The following is a 24,024-nucleotide window of genomic DNA, read 5'->3' as shown; positions in this document are numbered from 1 at the left end:
TTTTTTTGAAGTTGTTCTTTATTATAGCTATAACAAATAACGCTAAAAAGGAGTTTCCCCATACACAATGAAGGAGTGTATATAAATGAATTTTTATATCGCCTCAGGTTTCCAAAATAAACATCTTGTACATTCCGTAGCAAATGAACTGAAACATGCAGGATGGCACCATACATATGATTGGACCAAAAATGAAAGAGCAGCGAATGAAGAACAATTAAGAGAAATTGGTCAGGCAGAACGAAATGCTGTAAAAGAAGCGGATGTATTTTTACTTATATTAGATGGCGGAAACGGGAGCCATACAGAGTTTGGAATGGCGATTGTACTAGAGAAAACGATATATGTATATCATGCAGGAAACCCGCTCCAAACAACGTTCTATCACTTGCCAGAAATAAATAATTTTGAAGGAGATGTAGCTGAGTTTGCATCTTTTGTTATGAATCATGTGAAATAATAGTAACTACCTAAAAGGTTATAAAAGTAATCTTTTGGGTACAGTGATGATAAGAAACGTATATAAAGGAGTACATAATATGAAATTAGAAAATGGATGGGAAACGAGCTTTTTAGAAGTCGTACAAAATAGTGAATTTAAGAAAGAGGCACTTCTTAGTCAATTGCTTTGTCAGGATAGTGAAGAAGTAGAAGAGCTTGTGGATGATTACGGCTACGAAGAACTTGTTGAACGTGAACATGATGATGAGTTAGCTGAAATCTTAGGAGAAGAACTTTTTAGTGAGATAGAACGCCAAGTATTCTTATCTTCAAACCCAGAAGAAAAACTTATTTCATTCGTCAATGGATTAGGTTTTCATGTGCTAGATTGGATCGTTCTTCTTGAAACAGAATTTGGCATTGATAGTGCAAACTTTACATCAGATGCTGTGAAGGTGTTAGAAAAGCGTTTCAGACAGTTTCCATACATAGAGGACAAGACAATTTTTGATATGACATTTGGAGAATCGATGGATGTATTAGAATCTGTTACAGGATTACAACTAAAGGAAAAGATGAACGTATAATGAAAAAAGAACGTGATTGGATCACGTTCTTTTTTTACATAATAATAATTTTATCATCTAGTTTTGTCTGCCCGGTAAGAAGTGCGTTTAAATATTCCACTTTTCTTATACAAGCTTGTATATGTCTTTCAATCTCTTGTAACTCTGCTTGGTGATGCGTTTCAATTGGATGAATTTGTACGTTGAATTTTTCAAATTGACTACTATATGTTATTTCTGCATAGCCGCTCATAATATCGGTTTCGTTATGAAATAAAAATTGCTTCGTTTTGTCACAGAATGATACATCCTGAAAGCCATATACTTTTAATGCTTCAATTACTTTTTTAATCATTTTTGTATTCATTTTTTAACCCTCTTTACGAAGTTCTACTTATATATTATAACATAAAAAATTACATAGAAAGCGCTTCCAAGTGTATTTTATTATAAACTTTACGTTTCAATCACAAAAATGAAACAAAGAAAAAATAATTGTAAAGAAGGAAGGACTCTTTTATTGTTTCGTCATATATATAGAGAAATAGTGCAATGAAAGGAAATTTTCCGAGGTGGAGATCGTATTTCCAATTTGAGCGCAGTAAAAGAGGTGAGAATTTTGAACTTTGATATTGTAGGACAAAAAGCATATATAAAAGATGGACCGCATCGGAACCGAATTGGAATTGTAAAGAAAAACGAGACAAAATTAGCATCGCAGTTTGCTATTGTAATTGGAGAACAAATCATTGATGTAGAGCTAAAGGATATCGTGTTAGTTGGAGTAGACGTAGGACAATTTCATAAATGGTGCGAACAAAATGGTTATTTGTGAAAAGGACGGGCTGTGAGATAATGAAATATATTTGAGGAAAGAGGATATGTTATTATATTCTCTTTTTCTATGTTTAAGGAGGCGAAAATGAAATATAAAGAACAGGAGTTTACGTTGGAGTTAAAAGAGAACATTCAATGTATGGAGAAGGAAATAGAGCGAATATCACTTAAACTGCATAAAGAGTATGCGCATTTATACATAGAAAAACACATGGAATTAGATATGGGATTTGCAAGAGAAAAAGAGAATCCCTTTGAGGTGGGTTATTATTCATCAGTTGCCATAGCTATATTAGATGAAGAAAAAGAGATGATTGAATTTCACTATATTCCAATTTGGAAATGCGAAAGAATCTTTTTAGGAATGTCAATTCAATCAAACATTTTTGGGAGTAAGAAAGTAGGGGAACTTGTTGATGAATCTTGTTATGAGATTGAGGAGGAGTTAAAAGAGCAACTAGAAGAATACTTGGAGTAAGAATTCTCAAGATAAAATCTATAAAGAGGGAACGGAATAAAAAAGACGCTAACAATTGTATGTTAGCGTCTTTTTTTCATTATGAAGCAATTTCACCAGTTTTTGTATCATCTTGATTGTACGTATCTTGATCTAATTCACCAAGCCATTTACTTGAAATAAGACCTGCTGTCATAGAACCACTTACGTTAAGAGCTGTACGCCCCATATCGATTAATGGCTCAACCGAGATAACTAGAGCAACAATACCGATTGGTAAGTTCATTGTAGATAGTACGATTAAAGCTGCGAATGTTGCGCCGCCACCAACTCCGGCAACACCGAATGAGCTAATAGCGATAACAGCGATTAAAGTTAAAATAAATTGTGGTTGTAATGGATCAATTCCTACAGTTGGAGCGACCATCATTGCAAGCATTGCTGGATAAATACCTGCGCAACCGTTTTGTCCGATAGATACCCCAAATGAAGCTGCGAAGTTTGCAATTCCTTCGGAAATACCAAGCTTTTCTTTTTGAGCTTCAATATTTAATGGCATCGCACCAGCACTAGAGCGAGATGTGAATGCAAAAGTTAGTACAGGGAACACTTTTTTCAAATATTGAATTGGATTTAAACCAGACAATGCAATTAATAATAAGTGAATGATAAACATTACGATAAGTGCTACGTAAGAGGCTAACACGAAGTTACCAAGTTTTAAAATAGCATTTATATCGCTACCAGCAACTGTTTTTGCCATAAGAGCTAATACGCCGTATGGAGTAAGGCGTAAAATTAATGTTACCATACGCATTACGATTGCATATACAGCATCAAGCATTTTCTTAAATAGTTCTGCTTGTTCTGGATATTTTCTTTTTACACCTATAAAGGCAATGCCGATAAAGGCTGCAAATATTACGACAGAAATTGTTGATGTTGGACGAGCGCCTGTTAAATCAAGAAACGGATTTGTAGGCAATAGCTCTAATAATTTATCTGGAATTGTTGTCTTTTCAATAGAAGTAAATCTTTCTTCAACTAGTTTCAGACGAGCAGATTCTGCATCACCTTGTTGTAGGCCTGTTGCAGATACATCAAATCCTGCACTTGCAGCGATACCGACAGCTGCAGCGATTCCTGTAGTAAGAATTAAAATTCCGATAATAAGACCACTAATTTTACCAAGGTTTTTCGTTAACTGTAATTTTGTAAATGCTGAAATAATAGATACTAAAATAAGTGGCATAACGATCATTTGAAGTAATTTCACATAACCGTTACCGATTAAGCCAAACCAAGTATTTGATTCAATAATTACTTTAGAAGTTGGCTCATAAATAAATTGTAATATAAGACCGAATATAATTCCGACTCCTAAAGCAGTAAATACACGTTTATTAAAAGATACATGCTTACGTTGCATATAATATAATATGCCAACTAAAATGAGCATGACTGCAACGTTAATTCCGACAAGCAGTGTATTCATGTTGATTCCCCCTAATTCCAATCTGTTATATAGAATATAAGGTAATAAAACCTATAAGTCAACTAGGAAATTCCGGAATTAAAAAAAGATGGCAAAATGCCATCTTTTAATGTCCAGCCCCAGGGACAAGTAAAAACGTCGTGTAGTATGTAAATCCTATGAAGAAAACAGTTAAATATGCCCCAAATACGTATATATACATACGCTCTGTTAATTTTAAATAGCTTAAAAGTACGAAGAAACCTGTTTGTCCTAAAAATAGTAGTGCGGTCTGTTGCATATCCCCTACGTAAAACATAACCGAGAAAATTCCAGTCCAAAAGCCGAGAACGCGAAACATGCGCTCCATGCCATCTCCCTCCTTTTCTAAAAAAAGTAAACCTCACCTCATTATAGTTTATTTTTCTTACTATTGTAAATATTCATTCATATAAAAAGAAGCCAATTATTATTGGCTTCTTTTTATATGAGAAATTAAATTGTTAGTTTATAATTACAAGATTTACATCCATCTAATAGACTATCATTTCGAGTTAATTCCATGTTAGGGAATAGGATTTCAAAAATTCCTTTCATCATATCTCCGTGCATGTTACAAATTTCAGTTGGATGATGAACAGCAACTTCTTTAAATGGACAATTGTGTACATCATAGAAAATTTTTGTTCCATCTGCACTTAATTCAAATGCAGGTGATAAGCCAGCTGTTGAGAAAGCTTCTTTTGCAATTTGAACTTTTTGTTCCACTGTTAAAGCATCTTCACTCACATTTAAACGTTGCATATGTTGTTGCATTAATTCAGCTCCGAATTGTTTTCCTGTTTCGTATAGCGCTTTCTCACCAGCAGCGCCAAGGCTAAGTAAAGAATTAAATGCGATTCTTGCTAACAATTGATAATCACGGAATGGAAATTGTAATTGGATAACATCTTCAGATAAGACATACAATCTGCTCGGTCTTCCGCCTTTTCCAGTTTTCTTCGTTTCCGATTTTAGCATATGAACATCTTCTAATTTAGATAAATGTAAACGCGCTACGTTTGGATGAATATCGAATTCATCTGCAATTTCTTGTACCGTTACGTAACTATGTTTTTGCGAAATATATTTATAAATGTAATAACGAGTTGGGTCAGATAATACACCTGTAATTTTTAAAGCTTGTTCCATGAGGATCTCCACCTTTATCACTTTATCCAAGATAATAACATTATAATACAGATAAACATTATTATAGGTAATTTCAGACAATAATTCGGAAATTGTTCATAATTTCACAAACATATTTTTCCTTTTTACTCTATTGAAAATACAAAAGTCCAAATTTTTATTGTGCATGTTTTCATGCTATATACATAGTGAGGAGGGAAAAGTGATGAATGGGATTGAAATTTTTGCGAATACAATTTTAAAAGAAGCGTGTAGGGTACAAGCGTCAGATTTACATATTGTGCCCCGGCAGAAGGATGTAGCAGTGCAACTACGTATAGGAAAAGATTTAATGACGAGCCAGTGTATTGAAAAGGAGTTTGGAGAAAAACTTGTCTCACATTTCAAATTTTTAGCATCTATGGACATAGGAGAGAAACGGAAGCCACAGAATGGTTCGTTGTATTTGCAAATTGATGGACAAGAAGTGTATTTACGCCTTTCAACACTTCCAACAGTATATCAAGAAAGTCTCGTTATTCGCCTTCATTTACAAGCATCTGTTCAGCCCTTATCACATCTTTCGTTATTTCCAAGTACGGCAGCAAAACTACTCTCGTTTTTACGATATTCACAGGGGCTACTCGTGTTTACTGGACCGACTGGATCTGGGAAGACGACGACAATGTATGCATTATTAGAAGTAATTAGAAGAAAGAAAACACGTCGCATCATTACACTTGAAGATCCTGTTGAAAAAAGAAGTGACGATGTATTACAAATTCAAATAAATGAAAAAGCGGGTCTCACATATGAAACAGGATTAAAGGCTATTTTACGTCATGATCCAGATATTATTTTAGTCGGTGAAATCCGGGATGAGGAAACAGCAAAAATAGCTATAAGAGCAAGTTTGACAGGACATTTAGTAATGACAACGCTGCATACGAATGATGCGAAAGGAGCAATCATTCGTTTCATGGATTATGGTATAACGAGGCAAGAGATCGAACAGTCTTTATTGGCTGTAGCTGCACAGCGACTTGTCGAATTGAAGTGTCCGTTTTGCAGAGGAAAGTGCTCAACTTTATGTAAATCAATGAGGCAAGTAAGGCAAGCAAGCATTTATGAGCTACTATATGGACATGAGTTAAAACAAGCACTTAAAGAAGCAGATGGAGAATGTGTTACTTACAAACATGAGACTTTAGAATCGTCAATACGAAAAGGATATGCTTTAGGTTTTTTAGAAGAAGATGTTTATGTTTAAGAAAACTTGGAGTTTAAGTGATCAAGTAGTATTGTTGAAACGTTTAGGAGAATTATTAGAAAAAGGCTACTCTCTTTTACAAGCATTAGAATTTTTACAGTTTCAATTACCTGTAGAAAAGAAAGTACAATTGCAGCGCATGATTGAGGGGTTAAAAGATGGGGAAAGTCTACACGATTCTTTTCATCAGTTAAAGTTTCATCAGGACATGTTAAGTTATCTATTTTATGCCGAGCAACATGGTGATATTTCTTTTGCTTTGCAACAAGGAAGTGCACTTCTTTATAAGAAAGATAAGTATAGGAGAGACATGATGAAAATAATGCAGTATCCTATGTTCTTGATGTTTTTTCTACTAATCATGCTTTTTATTTTTAACCTCATTTTATTACCTCAGGTTGAAATGGTTTATAGTTCGTTCGGTTCTAATACACCACTACTTACAGAACAAATTTTAAGTGCAATAAAACTGCTACCATACATTATTTTAACCGCTATTTTAACTGTTATTATTGGATGTAGTTTATACATGTTGTATTTTAGGAAACTTCCACATATTAGACAGGTAAAAATCATGCTTCGTATTCCTCTCATCAAAACATTTCTTATTTTAAAGCATTCACATTATTTTGCTACTCAGTTGAGTGGTTTATTAAATGGTGGACTATCAGTATGCGAAGCTTTAACAATAATGATGGAGCAAAGATATCATCCGTTCTTTCAATATGAAGCGAATCGGATTGAAAGACAATTAATTGGAGGAGAACAGTTACAATCTATCATTGCTAAAAGTGGGTATTACGAGAAAGAACTTTCTTATGTTATTACGCATGGACAAGCAAATGGCAATTTAGGGATTGAATTAGGTGACTATAGCGATCTTATTATGGAAAAGATGGAACGAAAAATTAAACATATGTTAGTTATCATTCAGCCTATTTTATTTACATGTATTGGAGGAATCGTTGTCCTTATGTATTTAGCGATGATTATGCCGATGTTTCAAATGATGAATTCTATTTAGGGGGCATTTGTATGCAGAATGAGGAAGGATTTACTCTGTTAGAGATGCTATTAGTAATGGTTGTCATAACTATATTATTACTATTAATTATTCCAAATGTAGTTACACAGCGTTCATCGGTCCAAGGAAAAGGGTGTGCAGCTTACATGAAATCTATAGAAGCGCAAATACAAGTATATCAATTACAACATAATAAAATTCCATCGTTAAAAGAACTGGCAGATGAAAAGTATATTACAACTGATAAGTGTCCGAATGGCGAATCTATTCATATATCAGATGATGGCACAGTATCAATTAGGGCATTGTGAAACAACAAGGGTTTACTTTTTTAGAAATGTTACTCGTTTTATTTGTTATTTCTGTATTAAGTATAGTTACGTATTTTAGTGTTCATTCCTTATACGAGCGACAAAAAGTTGAACAATTTTTGAGACAGTTTTCAAATGATATTTTGTATATGCAGCAATTAGCGATAAACCGTCAAAAGCACTACACATTACGTTGGCATAAAGATAGAAATATGTATGCTATAAAAGAGTCAGGTACAAAGTATTATATCGTTAAGCGAGAGTATGAAGAAGATATACAAATTGATTTGCATACGTTTCCAAATCCGATGACATATAATCCAAGTGGAAATATTAATAGAGGTGGTACGATTATAATTTCGTATAGAAATTATAAATATGAAATTGTATTTCAGCTTGGAAGAGGGAGATTTACGTATCGTGAAATGTCAAAAAGGATCCATAATGGCTGAAATGATTGTATCGTTAAGTGTTTTAATGATGGCTGTATCGTTACTACTACCGCAAACAGTATTAGTTATGCAAGAAAGAAAAAATATACAAATTCGTTATAAGGCAACTGGATTATTAAAAAAAGAAGCAGCTATATATATGTATGGAAATGAAGAAAAGCGAATAATAGAAAAGAATATAAATGGAATTGTGTATTACACATATTGGGGAGGAAATGAAGTTTGTACCATGTGGAAAGATGTGAAAGACAGAATGATGGAACAATGCTTTTATGTAGGAGAAAAAATAAATTAGAATTTGGTTTTTCATTAATAGAAATGATTGTATGTCTGTTTCTATTATCAATATTTTTTTTGCTCTTTCCCCGCCTACATTTCATTGAAATGGAAAATAAACAGTCGAAAGGGTTAAATGATTGGGAGTGGGATGTGTATTTAGGGCAAATGCAATTGGAGTTTCGTGAAGTATCATCTGGAGAACAGCTAGCATTTGAAAATGGAGAAAGTATTTTACAATTCCGATCGCGTAATGGGAGTGAAGTATCGTATGAAAAAGAGAATAGTCGTCTTATAAGAAAGGTAAATAGGCGCGGGAGGGAAGTTGTTTTACAAAATATTGGAACGGTTTCTTACAAACTAACACCTCATGTACTCATTATAAATGTGAAAGATACTAGTGGGAAAATATATGAAGGTGTAGTTATGCGATATAGCGAAATAGGAATAAACGTATGAGAAAGCAAAAGGGATTTACAATGCCTGGAACGATTATCTTTCTTATTTTATTAACTTCTTTTTTTATATACGAAACAAATATGTTGTTTACAGATAAAAATTTTTATATAGGAATAGAACAAAAATTTTTATTGGATGAATTACTTAACCGATCTATTACAGATATAAAAAAAGACTTACAGCAAAAAGAAAAAGAAGATACATTTTTCTTTCAGTATGAAAAGGGAGAAGCGAGTGGAAATTATGTCTTTGAAAATGATTTAATTCTCGTTGCTTTGCAGTGTACACTCAAACAGGAAGCTTTCTATACGGTGAGTTTTCGGTATAGAAAAAAGGATGGGAAAATAGTCGATTGGATAGAAGGATAATATGTAAAATATATATATAGATAAACCAGGATTTCCTATTGTAAATTGAATTGATTTTTTAGAAGAAATGGATAAATATAATGATTAAAAGTTTAAATTTTCTCAAAAAAGAGAAAGGTAGAAAGAATATGATATATTCATGCTATCCAATCATTATTTTTAGGGAGAATAGGGAAATGACAAACAACAATCAAATAGGTGAAAATAAGGAACAAACTATTTTTGATCATAAAGGAAATACGATTATGACAGAAGATAGAGAAATACACATTATTTCAAAATTCGAAGAACCTCTTATTGTCGTATTAGCAAATGTACTAAGTGATGAAGAATGTGACGAATTGATTGAAATGTCTAAAAATAAAATGGAGCGTTCTAAAATTGGTTCATCACGTGATGTAAATGATATTCGAACAAGTAGCGGTGCATTTTTGGAAGACAATGAACTTACTTCAAAGATTGAAAAACGAATTTCATCTATCATGAATGTTCCGGTGGCGCACGGAGAAGGATTGCACATTTTAAATTATGAAGTGGATCAACAATATAAAGCACACTATGATTATTTTGCGGAACATAGTAGATCAGCTGCTAACAATCGTATTAGTACGCTTGTAATGTATTTAAATGATGTAGAAGAAGGCGGAGAAACGTACTTCCCAAAATTAAATCTTTCTGTACACCCTAGAAAGGGAATGGCAGTATACTTTGAGTATTTTTATCAAGATCAATCACTAAACGAGCTTACGTTACACGGAGGGGCACCTGTAACGAAAGGCGAGAAATGGATTGCAACGCAGTGGGTGAGAAGAGGTACTTATAAGTAAAAGCGAGTGTTACGTTTTGTTCTTTATAGTATAAGAACAAAACGTTTTTTTATTAAACAAAGTAGCATCTTTCGTTATAATAACAATTAATAAATGACGATTGAGAGGACAAGAAATGAAATCTATATACATAACCGGCTACATGGGAGCAGGGAAAACAACAATTGGAAAAGCGTTAAGTAAAGAACTTCAAATGGATGTTGTAGATACTGATCAAAAAATCGAAGAGAAGCAAGAGAAGGCAATTCGAAAAATTTTTGCCGAAGAAGGCGAAATGGCTTTTCGGGAATATGAAAGCGAAATGTTACGTGCGCTACCAATCCATAATGTTATTATTACAACTGGTGGGGGAATTATTGAACGAGCGGAAAATCGCAAGTGGATGAAAGAGAACGGAACTGTCGTGTATTTATATTGTGATCCGCATGTAATTGCAGAAAGGCTTCGGGAAGATACGACACGTCCACTATTTCAAAAGAAAGATATAGATGCATTCGTAAAGAAATTTGAATCACGCCGAGCTTATTATGAAGAGGCTCATATTCATATCGATACGACAAATAAGTCTGTAAAGCAAATTATGAATGAATTAAAGGAAAAGATTAATGTATAAAAAAGTGGACATACTAATCAAGTAGAGGTGATGATAATATGTCTACTAATGATTATGTTCGCTTTGTGACGCAGCAGTTTGTGTCGTATATGGATGCTCCAAAAGAAGATCGAAAACAAAAGAAAGAACAACGCCGTGCTGAAAAAGAGCCATTTATGAATAAGTGGTTTGGTGTTATGCCGCTGAGTGCTGCTTTGTTTTACCGAAATGTAAAAAGTAAAAGAAAAAAATCAAGTTAAATTTTAGTCATATGTTTAGCAAACCAAAAATCCCCTAGTGTCTTATTACACTAGGGGATTTTTATTTACTGCACGGATTCTTGTTCTTCCGTAACGGCATGTATTTTATTGTTCACCCATACGAATCCTATTCCGATACAAATAGAAATGCCCCAGCCGACAGCGGTCATAATCGCTCTCATTTCACCATAGCCATCTACACCAAAAACAGAGATGAAATAAATTTTTAAAAAGCTTTTTAATATAAATTGCAGTCCGAAAAATAACGTTAAATATTGCAGTGCTGGATATATACGACTATCACGATAAAGCTCACGACTTTTATCGCGGTCATGGCCTTGCAGCGCTGCAATATCCGCAGCGAAATATAACATAAGTGGTTTTTTTATGAAAATTGTACAGATGACGATAATACCGAGTACGATGTGATAATATGCATCATTCCACAACATTCGTTCAGCTGACCCAGATAATAAATCTACCGTTGTATTAGAAATGAGTGTAATTAAAATAAAGAACCCTGTCACGTTAAACTGTTTTTCTTTTTTAAAGGTATACAGTGTATAAATAATCCCCGGCACAGAGGAAAGTAACATCGCGTAATAAGGATCGATATAAGGTTTTGCAAATTTCCAAATGAGGAATGGGATTACGAGATAAAAGACAAGATCTAATATAGCTTTTTTATTTTGATTCATACAAAGCCTCCTTAAGTCATACATATATTTTATAATATAATTTCTGAAAATTGTATAAGGTTTAATGGGAAAAGAAAAAATATATCAATTTTCGAGGGGTTAGTAGATTGAAAAAAATTGCCCCTAGCGTAGTAAGTTTTTTTAGTATATAATAAAGGAAACGCTTTCATTTTGATTTGTTCACAAAATGGACGGAAAATCACATATTTACTATCGATATGTTGCTTTATAATGAAACTAATTAAATATACATGCATACAATATTGTGAAATAAATAACATAAATAATCTATATAAATGTAAACGTTATCAAAAGAGAGAGGTGGAGACAATGAGTAAATTTTTCTTCAATCATAATCCAGCAACAGTAGAGGATGGAAGGCTTGTTAAATATGCTGAAATTATTTATGGAGAAGGTGGCCGTTCTGTATTAGAAAATTTAATGGTGAAGGCATCTATCAGATTGCGTGATCGTTATCCGAATAAATCTGACGAGCAGATCTCGAACCTAGTAAATAAAGGCATCCATGATATGTTTCAAAAATATGTGAGCGAGTAAGAGTGGCCAATGGCTGCTCTTATTTTTTTGTATAAGGATTGTAACTCTAGCTGAAAATAAACATGTATTCTGAAAAACGTAAAAAGGAGTGGGAAAGATGAGCAATGGAATTGGACGTTCGAAAGAAAATCTTCCAACTGATGCAAATCATGTGAGCGCGAAGGATCGTGCGTATCAAAAACGCATGGCAAAGCAAAAACAACAAGAGCGTAATGAGGATAGAGAGTAACTCGAAATAAAGCTCCTTCTAAAGCAGAAGGAGCTTTATTTTGATAGAAAATGATTCGCGGTAACATAAAAGAGTCCACCGTTAATAATTTGCACTGTAATACGTGGTTCATACTGTTCTTGCAGAGCTTGTTTTTCAATTTCATAGCTCTCAGGAAGTTCGTCACTTTCTTCATAAAAACGGTTTAAAAGGTCTAAATCATGATTCCAACGCACTCTTGCTTCTTTTGCCCACGTATGGTCATCTTCTGCAATTATATTTTTTAAAGCGTCTTCTATACGTTGTAAACCACTTTGCGGTTTAATGATGGGCGAGAGCGTAAAACAAAAATCAGGTATTTTTGGTGTAAGTTTAATGTTTGTTAATGTTTCATGGAAGTTTGCTATCATTGTTCCAGAAATGAGATGAATACCAATCGAGTGAAGGATATCTTTTTTTCGATCACATTGATAGGAAACTTTTATATTAATACCGAGCCAAGGGTGGAGCGGTGTATGTGTTGCCCCATTATGTCTTACATCCTCATATAAACGTATGTATGAGCCTAATTCTTTTGTCGTTTGGAAAATTTGATGTAGACGTGGTGAACCGTAGTGAATAAGCTCACCATCATTTTCTTCATTTTCTGGATTTGTAATAAGAGTAAGGCGCATCGGATTCGGTACGCCTCCCGTTTTCTCAAGATAGTGCCAATAAAAAGGGCGATTCATTAATAGTTTATCCATCTCAATTGTTAACTGTACATCTAATAAATGAGGAGAACGTTCTAAAATTTCACAGTTATTCGCCTCAAAGAAATTGTATAAGTAATTATGAATTTCATGTTGCTGCATAGCCTTGCACCTCAGCTTCATTTCGTTTCGCAAAGTCGATAATAGATGTTAAGTTTTCCATCTTAATTCTAATTTCACCTTCGCTTTTTGATTGCGCGAAAATTTCTTGAATGTGCGCGTCGATGTTTTTCATATTAATTCTCGTTAAAATTTCATCGAGTTCACCGATAACACGCTCGAATAAGTTGATTTTTTCATATAACAGTTTCAGAATATGTTCTTCAACAGTATGCTTTGTAGCTAAGTTATAAATATGAACATCATTTTTTTGACCGAGACGGTGAATACGTCCGATTCTTTGCTCAAGACGCATTGGATTCCATGGCAAATCATAATTGATCATATGGCTACAAAACTGTAAGTTAATCCCTTCACCACCAGCTTCAGTTGCAATTAATACTTGTGCGTGGTTTTGGAAAAGCTCCTTCATCCAATCTTTCTTCCCGCGTTTAAACCCGCCGCGGAATGGAACGGAAGAAATACCATGTTGTTGTAAAAACCATTGTAAGTACATTTGTGACGCTCGATATTCTGTGAAGATAACGACTTTATCGTCAATTTCTTTTATAAGCTCAAGAGCTTTATTTGCTTTTGAGTTGAAAGGAATATGATTAATTTTGTCCATTAGCACATCGATATGTGGATCTTTTATATAATGTTCGTTTTCTTTCTGTCTTTTTTCTACATGCTTTTTCAATGAATAGTAAACAGCCTCACGACTACTACACGCTTCCCGTTTTAAAGTTAACGATGAGAAAGCAGATGTGAAGGCGTCTTGTCCTCGCCAATTCTCGATATCATTATATAGAGCTTGTTCTTGTTCATTAAACTCAACAAAAATTGTACGTACATGTCTCTTCGGCCAATCGATACCGGTATTATGTCGTCTATTTCGCACCATTACTTTATTAATGAGAGCTTTTAAGTCTTCATCTGATTCGGCTGAGCGATTTTTGGAAGCGTAATATTCTTCAAAGTTGGATTGATTGCCTAAATGTCCTGGTTTTAATAAAGAAACAAGGTTAAAAATTTCATCAATCTTATTTTGAACAGGAGTAGCGGTTAGTAATAAACAAAACTTCTTTTTTAATCGTTGTGCAAATTCATAGTTTTTTGTTTTATTATTTTTCAGTTTATGTGCTTCATCGATAATAATAAGGTCATATTCCAAGTTCAACACGATATCGCGATGTGGTGAACGTTTCGCAGTATCAATTGATGATACGATTACGTCAGCTTGTTCCCATGAGTAGCTTTTCTTTTGTGCTACAGCGGGAATGAAAAACTTTGTATTCAGTTCGTATGCCCATTGTGATACGAGAGAAGCTGGGACAAGTATAAGTACCTTTTTCACAAGCCCGCGGACCATGTATTCTTTCAAAATAAGTCCAGCTTCGATTGTTTTTCCAAGGCCTACTTCATCTGCTAGAATCGCTTTACCGTTCATTTGTTCAATCACATTTTGAGCGACTTCTAATTGATGCGGAAGCGGTGTGAAATGGGATAAATGTTTCGGTGCTTGTAGTCCATCAAAAGTAGGAACAAGTAACGATTTTTCTGTTTCATAAGCTAAGTGATATAAATCCCAGTTTGTCCAAGGACCATCTTCGTCAATTCTATTTAAAAAATTGTTTTGCCATGTCCGATCTACGGAAATATCGACATTCATTACAACTCTCCCACCTTTTATAAACTAAAGTAATTATTTTTTAATGTATGATGATTTGCCTTAAAAGAAGGCAAAATTATCGTTATTAAAGGCTATATGATAGACAATAATAAAGTATTAAATCTCAAAAGCTGTATTTATTGTGTTTTAACATAAAAAATTCTAAATTATTTTTTATGCTAGAATATTGATGAAATATAGCGAATGATGTTAGGATAATGGTGTGAAATGTGTGGAATCTTTCGTATTTTATCCAAGAAAGTGATTTTTTATTTACGCTTTCATAAAAAAATATAATGAGATTCCGTATATCCTATCTTTTCAGAATGAAAATGTTTAGAAAAGGGAAGCAACTTTTATTGATTTGTCAAAGCATAAGGGGGAGAGAGCATGATTACATTACAACGTACACCGTTATTTGATGTATACGCGAAGTATGGTGGGAAAACAATCGACTTCGGTGGTTGGGAATTACCAGTTCAATTTTCAAGCATTAAAGAAGAACACGAAGCTGTACGTACAGCTGCAGGTTTGTTCGATGTATCTCATATGGGAGAAGTTGAAGTAAAAGGTGTAGATAGTTTAGCATTTTTACAACGTGTTGTTACAAATGACGTATCTACCTTAAAGGTAGGGGGCGCACAATATACAGCTATGTGCTACGAAAATGGTGGTACAGTAGATGATTTATTAATCTACAAACGTGGTGAAGAAGACTATTTATTAGTAATCAATGCATCAAATATCGAGAAAGATTACGAATGGCTAGCAAGTCATGTAATTGGCGATGCGACAGTAGTCAATGTTTCTAGTGAAGTTGCACAGCTTGCAATTCAAGGACCAAAAGCAGAAGGCATTTTACAAAAAGTTGTGTCAGAAGATTTGAAAGAAATTAAGTTCTTTAAATTTAAAAACGATATTCTTGTAGATGGAATTCCAGCACTTGTATCTCGTACAGGTTACACAGGTGAAGATGGATTCGAAATTTACTGTAAGAGTGAAGATGCTGCAAAACTTTGGGAGAAACTTCTTGAAGTTGGAGCAGAAGAGGGCTTAAAAGCATGTGGTTTAGGTGCTCGTGATACACTTCGATTCGAAGCAACATTACCACTTTATGGACAAGAATTATCAAAAGATATTACACCGATTGAGGCTGGAATTGGCTTTGCGGTAAAAACAAATAAAGAAGCAGACTTCTTTGGAAAAGCAACGTTAAAAGAGCAAAAAGAAAACGGTGCGCCTCGTAAATTAGTCGGCATCGAAGTAATCGAACGTGGAATTCCTCGTACGCATTACCCTGTATTTATTGGTGAAGAAAAAATTGGGGAAGTAACGAGTGGTACACAATCTCCAACGTTAAAGAAAAGCATTGGTTTAGCACTAATTGATGTAAAATACGCAGCAGTTGATACAGAAGTAGAAATTGAAATTCGTAATAAACGCGTCAAAGCAGTAGTTGTTCCAACACCATTTTACAAACGTTCAAAGTAACGGGGAGAGGGGTAGATTTCATGTTGCATCGTTATCTTCCAATGACAGAAGAAGACAAAAAAGAAATGTTACAAACGATCGGCGTTCAAACGATCGATGAATTATTCTCTGATATTCCAGAGAGTGTTCGTTTTAAAGGGGATTTAAAAATTAAAGAAGCAAAATCAGAGCCAGAGCTTTTAAAAGAGCTATCTCAAATGGCTAGTAAAAATGCTAACTTAAAAGAATACGCTTCTTTCTTAGGAGCAGGCGTATACGATCATTATGCTCCAGTAATTGTAGATCATGTTATTTCTCGCTCAGAATTTTATACAGCTTACACACCATACCAACCGGAAATTTCACAAGGGGAATTACAAGCAATCTTTGAATTCCAAACAATGATTTGTGAATTAACAGGAATGGATGTAGCAAACTCTTCTATGTACGACGGGGGGACAGCTTTAGCTGAAGCGGCAATGTTAGCAGCTGGTCATACTCGCAAAAAGAAAATTCTTGTATCTAGCGCGGTTCATCCAGAATCAAGAGCAGTGCTTGAAACGTATGCAAAAGGTCAAAATCTTGAAGTTGTTGAAATTAATCATAAAGATGGTGTAACAGATTTAGACGTATTACAAAGTGAAGTAGATGATACAGTTGCTTGTGTAATCGTTCAATATCCAAACTTCTTCGGACAAGTTGAAAAATTAGCTGATATTGAAAAAATCGTTCATCAACAAAAATCATTATTTATCGTTTCTTCAAATCCATTATCATTAGGCGCATTAACACCACCAGGGAAATTTGGTGCTGATATTGTAATCGGTGATGCACAACCATTCGGTATTCCAACGCAGTTTGGTGGACCGCACTGTGGTTACTTTGCAACAACGAAAGCATTTATGCGTAAAATTCCAGGACGTCTTGTTGGACAAACTGTAGACTCAGATGGTAAACGTGGATTTGTATTAACGTTACAAGCACGTGAACAGCATATTCGTCGTGATAAAGCGACATCTAACATTTGTTCAAACCAAGCGTTAAATGCATTAGCAGCTTCTGTTGCAATGACGGCACTTGGCAAACAAGGTGTGAAAGAAATGGCACGTCAAAACATTTCTAAAGCACAATATGCCAAACGTCAATTTGAAGCGAAAGGCTTCACAGTAACATTTGCTGGACCATTCTTCAATGAGTTTGTTGTAGATTGCAAACGTCCAGTGAAAGAAGTAAACGATGCATTATTACAAAAGAATATTATCGGCGGTTACGATCTAGGCCGTGATTATAAAGAGCATGAAAACCATATGCTTGTAGCAGTAACTGAGCTTCGTACAAAAGAGGAAATTGACACACTTGTAAACGAAATGGGGGCTATCCAATGAAGAACCAAGACCAAGCACTTATCTTTGAAGTGAGTAAAGAAGGACGCATAGGATATAGCTTACCCAAATTAGATGTAGAAGAAGTGAAACTAGAAGATGTGTTTGAGAGCGATTATATTCGAGTAGAAGATGCAGAGCTACCAGAAGTATCTGAACTTGATATTATGCGCCACTATACAGCACTTTCAAACCGTAACCACGGTGTGGATTCTGGATTCTATCCACTTGGATCTTGTACGATGAAATATAATCCGAAAATTAATGAGAGTGTAGCTCGTTTCGCAGGATTTGCAAATATTCATCCGTTGCAAGATGAAAAGACAGTACAAGGTGCAATGGAATTAATGTACGACTTACAAGAGCATTTAATTGAAATTACAGGTATGGATACTGTTACTTTACAACCAGCAGCTGGTGCACACGGAGAATGGACAGGTTTAATGTTAATTCGTGCATACCATGAAGCGAATGGTGACTTTAACCGTACGAAAGTAATTGTGCCTGACTCTGCTCACGGAACGAACCCAGCATCTGCAACTGTAGCTGGTTTTGAAACAATTACAGTAAAATCAAATGAAAATGGCCTTGTTGACTTAGAAGACTTAAAACGTGTTGTAAACGAAGAAACAGCAGCACTTATGTTAACAAATCCTAATACATTAGGTCTATTCGAAGAAAATATTTTAGAAATGGCAGAAATCGTCCATAATGCAGGCGGTAAATTATACTATGATGGTGCAAACTTAAATGCGGTATTAAGCCAAGCACGCCCAGGAGATATGGGATTTGACGTTGTGCATTTAAACCTTCATAAAACATTTACAGGTCCTCACGGCGGTGGTGGCCCAGGTTCTGGTCCAGTAGGTGTGAAAGCTGATTTAATTCCGTACTTACCAAAACCGATTTTAGAGAAAACCGAAAATGGTTATCACTTCAACTACGACCGTCCAGAAGCAATTGGTCGTGTGAAACCATTCTATGGTAACTTCGGAATTAACGTTCGTGCATACACGTATATTCGCTCTATGGGTCCAGATGGATTGCGTGCAGTAACTGAGTATGCGGTATTAAATGCGAACTATATGATGAGAAGATTAGCGCCATTCTACGATCTTCCATTCGATAGACATTGTAAACATGAATTTGTATTATCAGGTCGTCGTCAAAAGAAACTTGGTGTACGTACATTAGATATTGCAAAACGTCTGCTTGATTTCGGTTATCATCCACCAACAATTTACTTCCCATTAAATGTGGAAGAATGTATTATGATTGAGCCGACAGAAACAGAATCAAAAGAAACATTAGATGGTTTCATTGATAAGATGATTCAAATCGCTAAAGAAGTAGAAGAAAATCCAGAAGTTGTACAAGAAGCACCGCATACGACAGTCATTAAACGTTTAGATGAAACGATGGCTGCACGTAAACCAGTTTTACGTTATGCGAAGCCAGCTCCTGTACAAGTTTGATTAAAATAACAAAGGAAGAATTCGCTGAGGCGGGTTCTTTTTTTGTATGGATAATTTGTCCCGCATTAACGGACAGTAAACTCCCAACTCAAAACTTAGCTGGTGCAAAGAAGCCAGGTGGGAGATAAACTGTCCGTAAATGCCCGATTGGTTCAACTAATAATCAGTGGGGATGAACAAAAATCCCCACTGATTAAAGTTTCACTTTATGCAGAAATAGTGAAGAAAATGTTAAAAAAATATGTTTTTTGTTTCCTAATGGTGTAAAGGTGTAGTTTTATAGGTAGTTTTGTTGAAAAAGTCGGTTTGATAAAAGTATTTATTTTTGTTAGAATTTTATTGAAATTAAGAAGATGTGATGAGGCAAAGATTACTCATTTTTATGTATATGTGAAAAAACGAACAAGACGGGGGTGAAATTTTGGGATATCGATGTTATAGAATGGTATACCATTTAGAAAATGGAGAAACAATTAAAGATGTAAAAGAATTTTGCTATCGAGACCAAGGAAAAGTGTTAGAAAGAGTAGCAAATCGTGTAATGGATAATAGAGAAGTGACGGCGATTGATAAACAAGGAACAATCATTTCAATAGCATGTGAGGACATTGTAAAGGTGGAACTTGATTACATAACAGAAAGTTAACCTTGAGTCATATCGAATTATTCGATAAAATAAACTGTTGAATGGTGAAGTGAGAAGAGAGGAGTTTATCATGGGTAGTACAAGACACTTTTATATGTTTATCTTAGCGTTTGTTCTTGTTGTGGCATTAACGATTTACTTAATCGTTGACAGCAGCTGGTACAACACAGTTCATCCGGCATTCCTTCTGTTTATGTATATAGGAATTGCAGTAGTAAGTTTCGGAATGAGAGACGAGATGTTAGATCGCTTTGAAAAGTGATACATATACGAAAGACCAACAGGAAAATGTTGGTCTTTTTTTCTTGCCAAAAATAGGATAGTGTGTATATACTGTATATATAAGGTATACACAGTATATACACAAACTGGAGGAAAACATGAATATTATTATTTCGAATTCTTCCCAAGACCCTATTTATGTGCAAATAAGAAAACAATTAAGCCAGCTTATTTTAAATGGCGGTTTAAAGGGTGGAGATCAATTACCGTCTATTCGTAGCTTAGCGAAGGAATTACAAATTAGTGTCATTACAACGAAGCGTGCATACGAGGAGCTTGAAAAAGAAGGATATATAGAAACTGTTGCTGGGAAGGGGACTTATGTTTCACGTAAAAATAATGAACTATTAAAAGAACAAAGGCTTCGCCTATTGGAAAGTAAAGCGGAAGAGATTGTGAATGAAAGTAAAGCGTTGCAGCTTTCACTTGAAGAATTACAGCAGATGATTGCGTTTTTATATAAGGGGGAATGAGAGAGATGTTAGAGTTAAAAAACGTTTGTAAAAGTTATGAAGGTTTCGCAGTGAAAAATATAAGTTTTACGTTACCACGCGGATATATTATGGGGTTTGTCGGACCGAATGGGGCCGGGAAAAGTACGACGATCAAAATGATTATGAATTTAATTAAAAAAGATAACGGAGATATAAAAATTTTTGGCAAGGACAATAAGAAAGCTGAAAAGGAAATAAAACAAAATATCGGCTTTGTATATGATGAAAATCATTATTACGAAGATTTAACGTGTGAACAAATGAAGCGTATTATTGCACCGTTATATAAAAAGTGGGACGAAGAGCAGTATCAATCGTATATGCATAGATTACAAGTTCCAAAGTATAAAAAAATTAAAGAATTATCAAAAGGAATGAAAATGAAATTTGCGATTGCAATCGCACTTTCGCACCACGCAGAGTTTATTATTATGGACGAACCGACAGCAGGGTTAGATCCAGTTGTTCGAAGTGAATTACTTGATATGTTGCAAGAAATTGTAATGGAAGATGAAGTATCCGTATTATTCTCAACGCACATTACAACAGATTTAGAGCGCATTGCAGATTATGTTACGTTCATCAATGATGGAGAAATTATATTTACTGGTGAAAAAGAAGACTTAATGGAGAACTACGTAATCGTAAAAGGAAGTAATGATTTATTAGACCGAGAAGGAAAAGAACTATTTGTTGGATTACGAAAAAATAAGTTTGGTTTTGAAGGTTTAGCGAAGGATAAACAAGGAATTATCGATTGGTTTGGAAATGAGGTTGTACTAGAAAAGCCTACATTAGATGACATTATCGTTTACACTGCGAAAGGGAGAGGTGCCTATGCGTCAGCTAATCTATAAAGATTTGTTCTTTTTTCGGGTTATGTGGTTAGTGTATTTTATTATGCCTCTTGTTTTCTTTGGATTAGATCCAGATGGTGAATTGTTATTTCCAATGAGTTGCTTACTCATAACGATATCATCTTCTATGATACTAATAGCGATGGATGAAAAAAATAAAAGTGATGTTATTATAAATAGTTTACCTGTTGGACGAAAGGATATCATTATTGCTAGATATATTTCGGGTGTAATATTTATTGTAGGTGGCATGATTTCTACTACGCTAGTTGTTTTTCTTATAAGAGGTATCGCTGTCATTGGTGATATTGGAGCTTATCATCCCAATTTGTATATTGAAATTCCTTGGTATGTAGTAGTCAGAGGTGCTGTATATTCTTTAGTTTATATTACAGCATTATTCCCGAGTTATTATGGGACAAAATCAAAAGTAGTACGTGGAATATTTACAGGTGGAGCCGCTGGAATAGGTGTTATTGTTGGAATGTTTATTGGTGACGGAGAAAGTGCTACGGCATCATTCATTAATTGGATTATGAATCCATTACATTTTGGCATATTTATAGTTGGATTAATCACACTAGCTAGTGTCTATATCGTTTCTATGCTTCTTACAATTAAAATTTATGAAACGCGTGATTTATAGAGAGGAGAATTCATATGCAACAGTTGATTTTGAAGGAGTTTTTTTTACAGAAGAAGATGTTTCCTTTCTATTTTTTAATCCCTATTTTATCTATTTTTAAGAATTCCGTCGAACCAATGGGGATTGCAATAGGAGTATTTATAACATGTAGTACGATTATATATATTTCTTTTTATTATGACGAGAAAAGTAAAGCAGAAAAAGTATTAGTGAGTTTGCCTATAACGAGAAAAGAGATAATTATAGCTAAATATATTTCAAGCACATTATTTATTATGGCTGGTTTGAGTGTAACTTTTATAGTCGTAATATTAGGGAATATTTTATTGAACAGAGATATAGTTATGCCCGGATATGCAATATTTTCAGCAATAGTAGCAACTTTGATTTATTGTGCAGTAACGATACCGACTAATTACATTGGGGGATATAAAGTTATTACTGTCTTGAATTTGATTATGCTTTTTCCTTTAATGGGTATGATTGGTCTTATGTGCAATATTTTTGGTGATAAAACAATTATGTTAAAAGTACTTCACTCTCAAGAGGCTACACAAGCAATGGGTGTTCTTAGTATCGGAGTATTAGTGAGTATATTCGTATCCATGTTCCTCTCAATGAAAATGTTTCAGGAGGCAGAGTTATAGAAGGGACATTTTCATATTAGGAGGTGTAATACATGATCAAGCAACTAATTTTAAAAGATTTCATCATTCAATGGAAATTTTTAATTTGGTACATACTGTATCCTGTTTTCTTTTATATGGCCTTAACAGATACGGAAAATTTATTCATCATTATGTCAGTAATTATTACAATTGGGGCAACAGTAAAAACATTTGAAGCAGATAGTAAAAATGAGAGTGAAGTTATAGTAAATAGTTTACCAATATTGAGAAAACAAATTGTGTATGCGAAATATATAGTAGCAATAATTATTCTTTTTATAAGTGTAACGGTCGGTTGTTTCACGATAGGAATGAAGAGCGAGGTTAACTTATTTGAATTTATTGAAACGACAATGGTTGCTAGTATTAGCTTTATTTTAGTGTATTTAAGCTTTGTTCTACCAATATCTTTTTGGTTAGGATATAAAAAAACTATTCTTATTACAATAGTAATATTCATGGCGCCGATTGTTATTTTAGAAACTTTGTTTCAAATCAACTTGGAACAAATTCAATTATATAACAGCATGTTATTCGTTAGTTCAATATGCATGTTCATAATATCTATCTTTGTTTCAGTAAAAATATATAAAAAAAGAGAATTTTAAAAGGTGCCTTAAAAAAAGGCACCTTCTTCAATAACGACAATACGAGAGCAGTAGTTTATAAAAAGAAACGCTATTTGGTACATCTTTTGGAGTATGTAATATAAAGCTGAAAACGATGATGAGAATAAGAAATAGGAAAAATAAAAATAGGATTTGCTTATGTATAGAATTTTGCATATTATCCACTCCTTTTTTAGGGTAGTATGTCCAAAAGAAAGGAGTGTATGAAAAATTTTAGGAGGGGAGAATGATGAACAAAAGAAAATGGTTATATAGAATAGGAATATTTTTATTTTCAATCGGTCTCATATTAGCAAATGTTTACTCGAATATACCACCGTTATTTCCAAGTTTACATAAAGGGGGTAGTATAAATATTGCCATAGTTGGTCTGTTTTGTCTTATCACATCTAACTTCTACAGAAAGTCTGAATGAATATAAAAAAGGACAGTTACTCTTTTTCAGAAGTACTGTCCTTTTTAAATAACTTATTCCATAGTTTGGCGATACTCCATATAATGACGATTGCAATGGAGGCGATAATAGACCAAACAATCGATATAATTTCAAGTGTCATGTTAGGAAGGAATGTGAGAATGGATAATACTTTATGAAACAATGATTCTATTATATGAAAACTTATTTGTAATAGAATGACGATACAAAGTGTGATCCATGCTAATATTTTCTTTCCTTGTTCTTTCCACATGACATTCACCTCACG

The 24,024-nt window shown here is 34.1% G+C and carries 35 protein-coding genes and 1 pseudogene; 27 read left to right on the top strand and 9 right to left on the bottom strand.

Going from position 1 to position 24,024, the window contains the following annotated elements:
* Positions 1–85: 85 nt before the first annotated feature.
* Positions 86–460 carry a nucleoside 2-deoxyribosyltransferase gene (locus MKY21_RS21415; RefSeq protein WP_341077325.1) on the top strand — a complete coding sequence of 125 codons (375 nt, stop codon included), beginning with the start codon at positions 86–88 and terminating at the stop codon, positions 458–460.
* Positions 461–539: 79 nt separating this feature from the next.
* Positions 540–1,028, top strand: coding sequence for a hypothetical protein (locus MKY21_RS21410; RefSeq protein WP_000764261.1), 489 nt, complete (start codon positions 540–542; stop codon positions 1,026–1,028).
* A gap of 34 nt (positions 1,029–1,062) precedes the next feature.
* Here the strand turns inward: MKY21_RS21410 and MKY21_RS21405 are convergent, their stop codons facing one another.
* Positions 1,063–1,374 carry a hypothetical protein gene (locus MKY21_RS21405; RefSeq protein WP_001093237.1) on the bottom strand — a complete coding sequence of 104 codons (312 nt, stop codon included), beginning with the start codon at positions 1,372–1,374 and terminating at the stop codon, positions 1,063–1,065.
* A 252-nt stretch (positions 1,375–1,626) separates the two neighbouring features.
* On the opposite strand from MKY21_RS21405, the gene MKY21_RS21400 reads away from it, so the two are divergent.
* Both MKY21_RS21400 and MKY21_RS21395 read left to right on the top strand, forming a co-directional pair.
* Complete coding sequence (locus MKY21_RS21400; protein WP_001008326.1) at positions 1,627–1,842, top strand: DUF3912 family protein; 216 nt, start codon at positions 1,627–1,629, stop codon at positions 1,840–1,842.
* An 87-nt stretch (positions 1,843–1,929) separates the two neighbouring features.
* Complete coding sequence (locus MKY21_RS21395) at positions 1,930–2,322, top strand: hypothetical protein (RefSeq protein WP_000875390.1); 393 nt, start codon at positions 1,930–1,932, stop codon at positions 2,320–2,322.
* Between the two features lie 79 nt (positions 2,323–2,401).
* Here the strand turns inward: MKY21_RS21395 and MKY21_RS21390 are convergent, their stop codons facing one another.
* The 3 genes from MKY21_RS21390 to MKY21_RS21380 form a co-directional block, all read right to left on the bottom strand.
* Positions 2,402–3,796 (bottom strand): L-cystine transporter, encoded by a 1,395-nt coding sequence (locus MKY21_RS21390; RefSeq protein ID WP_341077321.1) that lies wholly within the window; start codon positions 3,794–3,796, stop codon positions 2,402–2,404.
* A 106-nt stretch (positions 3,797–3,902) separates the two neighbouring features.
* On the bottom strand, positions 3,903–4,145 hold the full coding sequence (locus MKY21_RS21385) for a DUF2626 domain-containing protein (RefSeq protein WP_000440721.1): 243 nt from the start codon (positions 4,143–4,145) through the stop codon (positions 3,903–3,905).
* A 125-nt stretch (positions 4,146–4,270) separates the two neighbouring features.
* Positions 4,271–4,966 (bottom strand): helix-turn-helix transcriptional regulator, encoded by a 696-nt coding sequence (locus MKY21_RS21380; RefSeq protein WP_000434125.1) that lies wholly within the window; start codon positions 4,964–4,966, stop codon positions 4,271–4,273.
* 205 nt (positions 4,967–5,171) lie between these two features.
* Between MKY21_RS21380 and comGA the strand changes: the two genes are divergently transcribed.
* From comGA to MKY21_RS21330, 10 genes are all read left to right on the top strand, one after another.
* Positions 5,172–6,215 (top strand): competence type IV pilus ATPase ComGA, encoded by a 1,044-nt coding sequence (gene comGA / locus MKY21_RS21375; protein WP_098616193.1) that lies wholly within the window; start codon positions 5,172–5,174, stop codon positions 6,213–6,215.
* Entirely contained in the window at positions 6,208–7,239 is a 1,032-nt protein-coding gene (comGB, locus tag MKY21_RS21370; protein WP_000475182.1) for a competence type IV pilus assembly protein ComGB, read from the top strand. Before comGA ends, comGB begins: the two co-directional genes overlap by 8 nt.
* Before the next feature lie 11 nt (positions 7,240–7,250).
* A complete protein-coding gene (comGC, locus tag MKY21_RS21365) occupies positions 7,251–7,550 on the top strand; it encodes a competence type IV pilus major pilin ComGC (protein ID WP_001178683.1) in 300 nt (99 codons plus the stop codon).
* Entirely contained in the window at positions 7,547–8,002 is a 456-nt protein-coding gene (comGD, locus tag MKY21_RS21360; protein WP_000813143.1) for a competence type IV pilus minor pilin ComGD, read from the top strand. Before comGC ends, comGD begins: the two co-directional genes overlap by 4 nt.
* Positions 7,995–8,297, top strand: a complete 303-nt coding sequence (locus MKY21_RS21355) for a hypothetical protein (RefSeq protein ID WP_000829473.1) — start codon at positions 7,995–7,997, stop codon at positions 8,295–8,297. The genes comGD and MKY21_RS21355 overlap by 8 nt, the downstream gene beginning before the upstream one ends.
* Positions 8,267–8,737 (top strand): competence type IV pilus minor pilin ComGF, encoded by a 471-nt coding sequence (gene comGF, locus MKY21_RS21350; RefSeq protein ID WP_000923099.1) that lies wholly within the window; start codon positions 8,267–8,269, stop codon positions 8,735–8,737. Before MKY21_RS21355 ends, comGF begins: the two co-directional genes overlap by 31 nt.
* On the top strand, positions 8,734–9,105 hold the full coding sequence (gene comGG / locus MKY21_RS21345) for a competence type IV pilus minor pilin ComGG (RefSeq protein WP_016118625.1): 372 nt from the start codon (positions 8,734–8,736) through the stop codon (positions 9,103–9,105). Before comGF ends, comGG begins: the two co-directional genes overlap by 4 nt.
* A 176-nt stretch (positions 9,106–9,281) precedes the next feature.
* Positions 9,282–9,932, top strand: a complete 651-nt coding sequence (locus tag MKY21_RS21340; protein ID WP_000183860.1) for a 2OG-Fe(II) oxygenase — start codon at positions 9,282–9,284, stop codon at positions 9,930–9,932.
* A gap of 115 nt (positions 9,933–10,047) precedes the next feature.
* Complete coding sequence (locus MKY21_RS21335) at positions 10,048–10,545, top strand: shikimate kinase (protein ID WP_044795907.1); 498 nt, start codon at positions 10,048–10,050, stop codon at positions 10,543–10,545.
* A 38-nt stretch (positions 10,546–10,583) separates the two neighbouring features.
* Positions 10,584–10,784: a YqzE family protein gene (locus tag MKY21_RS21330; RefSeq protein WP_000106083.1), complete on the top strand. Its 201-nt coding sequence runs from the start codon at positions 10,584–10,586 to the stop codon at positions 10,782–10,784.
* Positions 10,785–10,849: 65 nt separating this feature from the next.
* Here the strand turns inward: MKY21_RS21330 and MKY21_RS21325 are convergent, their stop codons facing one another.
* Both MKY21_RS21325 and MKY21_RS21320 read right to left on the bottom strand, forming a co-directional pair.
* On the bottom strand, positions 10,850–11,482 hold the full coding sequence (locus MKY21_RS21325; RefSeq protein WP_001073111.1) for a VC0807 family protein: 633 nt from the start codon (positions 11,480–11,482) through the stop codon (positions 10,850–10,852).
* Positions 11,483–11,623: 141 nt separating this feature from the next.
* Positions 11,624–11,739: pseudogene (locus MKY21_RS21320) on the bottom strand (GTP pyrophosphokinase).
* A 73-nt stretch (positions 11,740–11,812) separates the two neighbouring features.
* Between MKY21_RS21320 and MKY21_RS21315 the strand changes: the two are divergent.
* Together MKY21_RS21315 and MKY21_RS21310 are read left to right on the top strand one after the other, a co-directional pair.
* Positions 11,813–12,040, top strand: coding sequence for a hypothetical protein (locus tag MKY21_RS21315; protein ID WP_000032702.1), 228 nt, complete (start codon positions 11,813–11,815; stop codon positions 12,038–12,040).
* 97 nt (positions 12,041–12,137) lie between these two features.
* A complete protein-coding gene (locus tag MKY21_RS21310) occupies positions 12,138–12,269 on the top strand; it encodes a hypothetical protein (RefSeq protein WP_000064668.1) in 132 nt (43 codons plus the stop codon).
* A gap of 35 nt (positions 12,270–12,304) precedes the next feature.
* On the opposite strand, the gene MKY21_RS21305 is transcribed toward MKY21_RS21310, so the two are convergent.
* Together MKY21_RS21305 and MKY21_RS21300 are read right to left on the bottom strand one after the other, a co-directional pair.
* Positions 12,305–13,102, bottom strand: a complete 798-nt coding sequence (locus tag MKY21_RS21305) for a YqhG family protein (RefSeq protein ID WP_016118624.1) — start codon at positions 13,100–13,102, stop codon at positions 12,305–12,307.
* The gene (locus tag MKY21_RS21300; protein WP_001100037.1) at positions 13,089–14,771 is read right to left on the bottom strand and encodes a DEAD/DEAH box helicase; all 1,683 of its coding nucleotides are present in this window, start codon (positions 14,769–14,771) and stop codon (positions 13,089–13,091) included. The genes MKY21_RS21305 and MKY21_RS21300 overlap by 14 nt, the downstream gene beginning before the upstream one ends.
* A gap of 390 nt (positions 14,772–15,161) precedes the next feature.
* On the opposite strand from MKY21_RS21300, the gene gcvT reads away from it, so the two are divergent.
* The 11 genes from gcvT (at position 15,162) to MKY21_RS21245 (ending at position 23,735) form a co-directional block, all read left to right on the top strand.
* The gene (gene gcvT / locus MKY21_RS21295) at positions 15,162–16,262 is read left to right on the top strand and encodes a glycine cleavage system aminomethyltransferase GcvT (RefSeq protein WP_000631769.1); all 1,101 of its coding nucleotides are present in this window, start codon (positions 15,162–15,164) and stop codon (positions 16,260–16,262) included.
* A 20-nt stretch (positions 16,263–16,282) separates the two neighbouring features.
* Positions 16,283–17,626, top strand: a complete 1,344-nt coding sequence (gene gcvPA, locus MKY21_RS21290; RefSeq protein WP_000903240.1) for an aminomethyl-transferring glycine dehydrogenase subunit 1 — start codon at positions 16,283–16,285, stop codon at positions 17,624–17,626.
* Positions 17,623–19,098 (top strand): aminomethyl-transferring glycine dehydrogenase subunit 2, encoded by a 1,476-nt coding sequence (gene gcvPB, locus MKY21_RS21285; protein ID WP_000795702.1) that lies wholly within the window; start codon positions 17,623–17,625, stop codon positions 19,096–19,098. Before gcvPA ends, gcvPB begins: the two co-directional genes overlap by 4 nt.
* 442 nt (positions 19,099–19,540) lie before the next feature.
* A complete protein-coding gene (locus tag MKY21_RS21280) occupies positions 19,541–19,744 on the top strand; it encodes a DUF3929 family protein (protein WP_000262496.1) in 204 nt (67 codons plus the stop codon).
* Between the two features lie 70 nt (positions 19,745–19,814).
* Positions 19,815–20,006, top strand: coding sequence for a hypothetical protein (locus MKY21_RS21275; protein WP_000535933.1), 192 nt, complete (start codon positions 19,815–19,817; stop codon positions 20,004–20,006).
* Positions 20,007–20,124: 118 nt separating this feature from the next.
* On the top strand, positions 20,125–20,499 hold the full coding sequence (locus MKY21_RS21270) for a GntR family transcriptional regulator (RefSeq protein WP_001021353.1): 375 nt from the start codon (positions 20,125–20,127) through the stop codon (positions 20,497–20,499).
* A gap of 5 nt (positions 20,500–20,504) precedes the next feature.
* Positions 20,505–21,377, top strand: coding sequence for an ABC transporter ATP-binding protein (locus tag MKY21_RS21265; RefSeq protein ID WP_044795912.1), 873 nt, complete (start codon positions 20,505–20,507; stop codon positions 21,375–21,377).
* Positions 21,358–22,023 (top strand): ABC-2 transporter permease, encoded by a 666-nt coding sequence (locus MKY21_RS21260; RefSeq protein ID WP_044795913.1) that lies wholly within the window; start codon positions 21,358–21,360, stop codon positions 22,021–22,023. Before MKY21_RS21265 ends, MKY21_RS21260 begins: the two co-directional genes overlap by 20 nt.
* 14 nt (positions 22,024–22,037) lie before the next feature.
* On the top strand, positions 22,038–22,670 hold the full coding sequence (locus MKY21_RS21255; RefSeq protein ID WP_001186566.1) for an ABC-2 transporter permease: 633 nt from the start codon (positions 22,038–22,040) through the stop codon (positions 22,668–22,670).
* Positions 22,671–22,702: 32 nt separating this feature from the next.
* A complete protein-coding gene (locus MKY21_RS21250) occupies positions 22,703–23,299 on the top strand; it encodes an ABC-2 transporter permease (protein WP_000595338.1) in 597 nt (198 codons plus the stop codon).
* Positions 23,300–23,546: 247 nt separating this feature from the next.
* A complete protein-coding gene (locus tag MKY21_RS21245) occupies positions 23,547–23,735 on the top strand; it encodes a hypothetical protein (protein ID WP_044795914.1) in 189 nt (62 codons plus the stop codon).
* 16 nt (positions 23,736–23,751) lie between these two features.
* On the opposite strand, the gene MKY21_RS21240 is transcribed toward MKY21_RS21245, so the two are convergent.
* A complete protein-coding gene (locus MKY21_RS21240) occupies positions 23,752–24,009 on the bottom strand; it encodes a DUF3975 family protein (RefSeq protein ID WP_000265427.1) in 258 nt (85 codons plus the stop codon).
* Positions 24,010–24,024 lie beyond the last annotated feature (15 nt).

The organism is Bacillus sp. FSL R9-9497 (genome assembly GCF_038005805.1).
Taxonomy (GTDB): domain Bacteria; phylum Bacillota; class Bacilli; order Bacillales; family Bacillaceae_G; genus Bacillus_A; species Bacillus_A cereus.
Note: the sequence above shows the minus strand (reverse complement) of the source record. Positions and strands in the feature narration are given on the sequence as shown.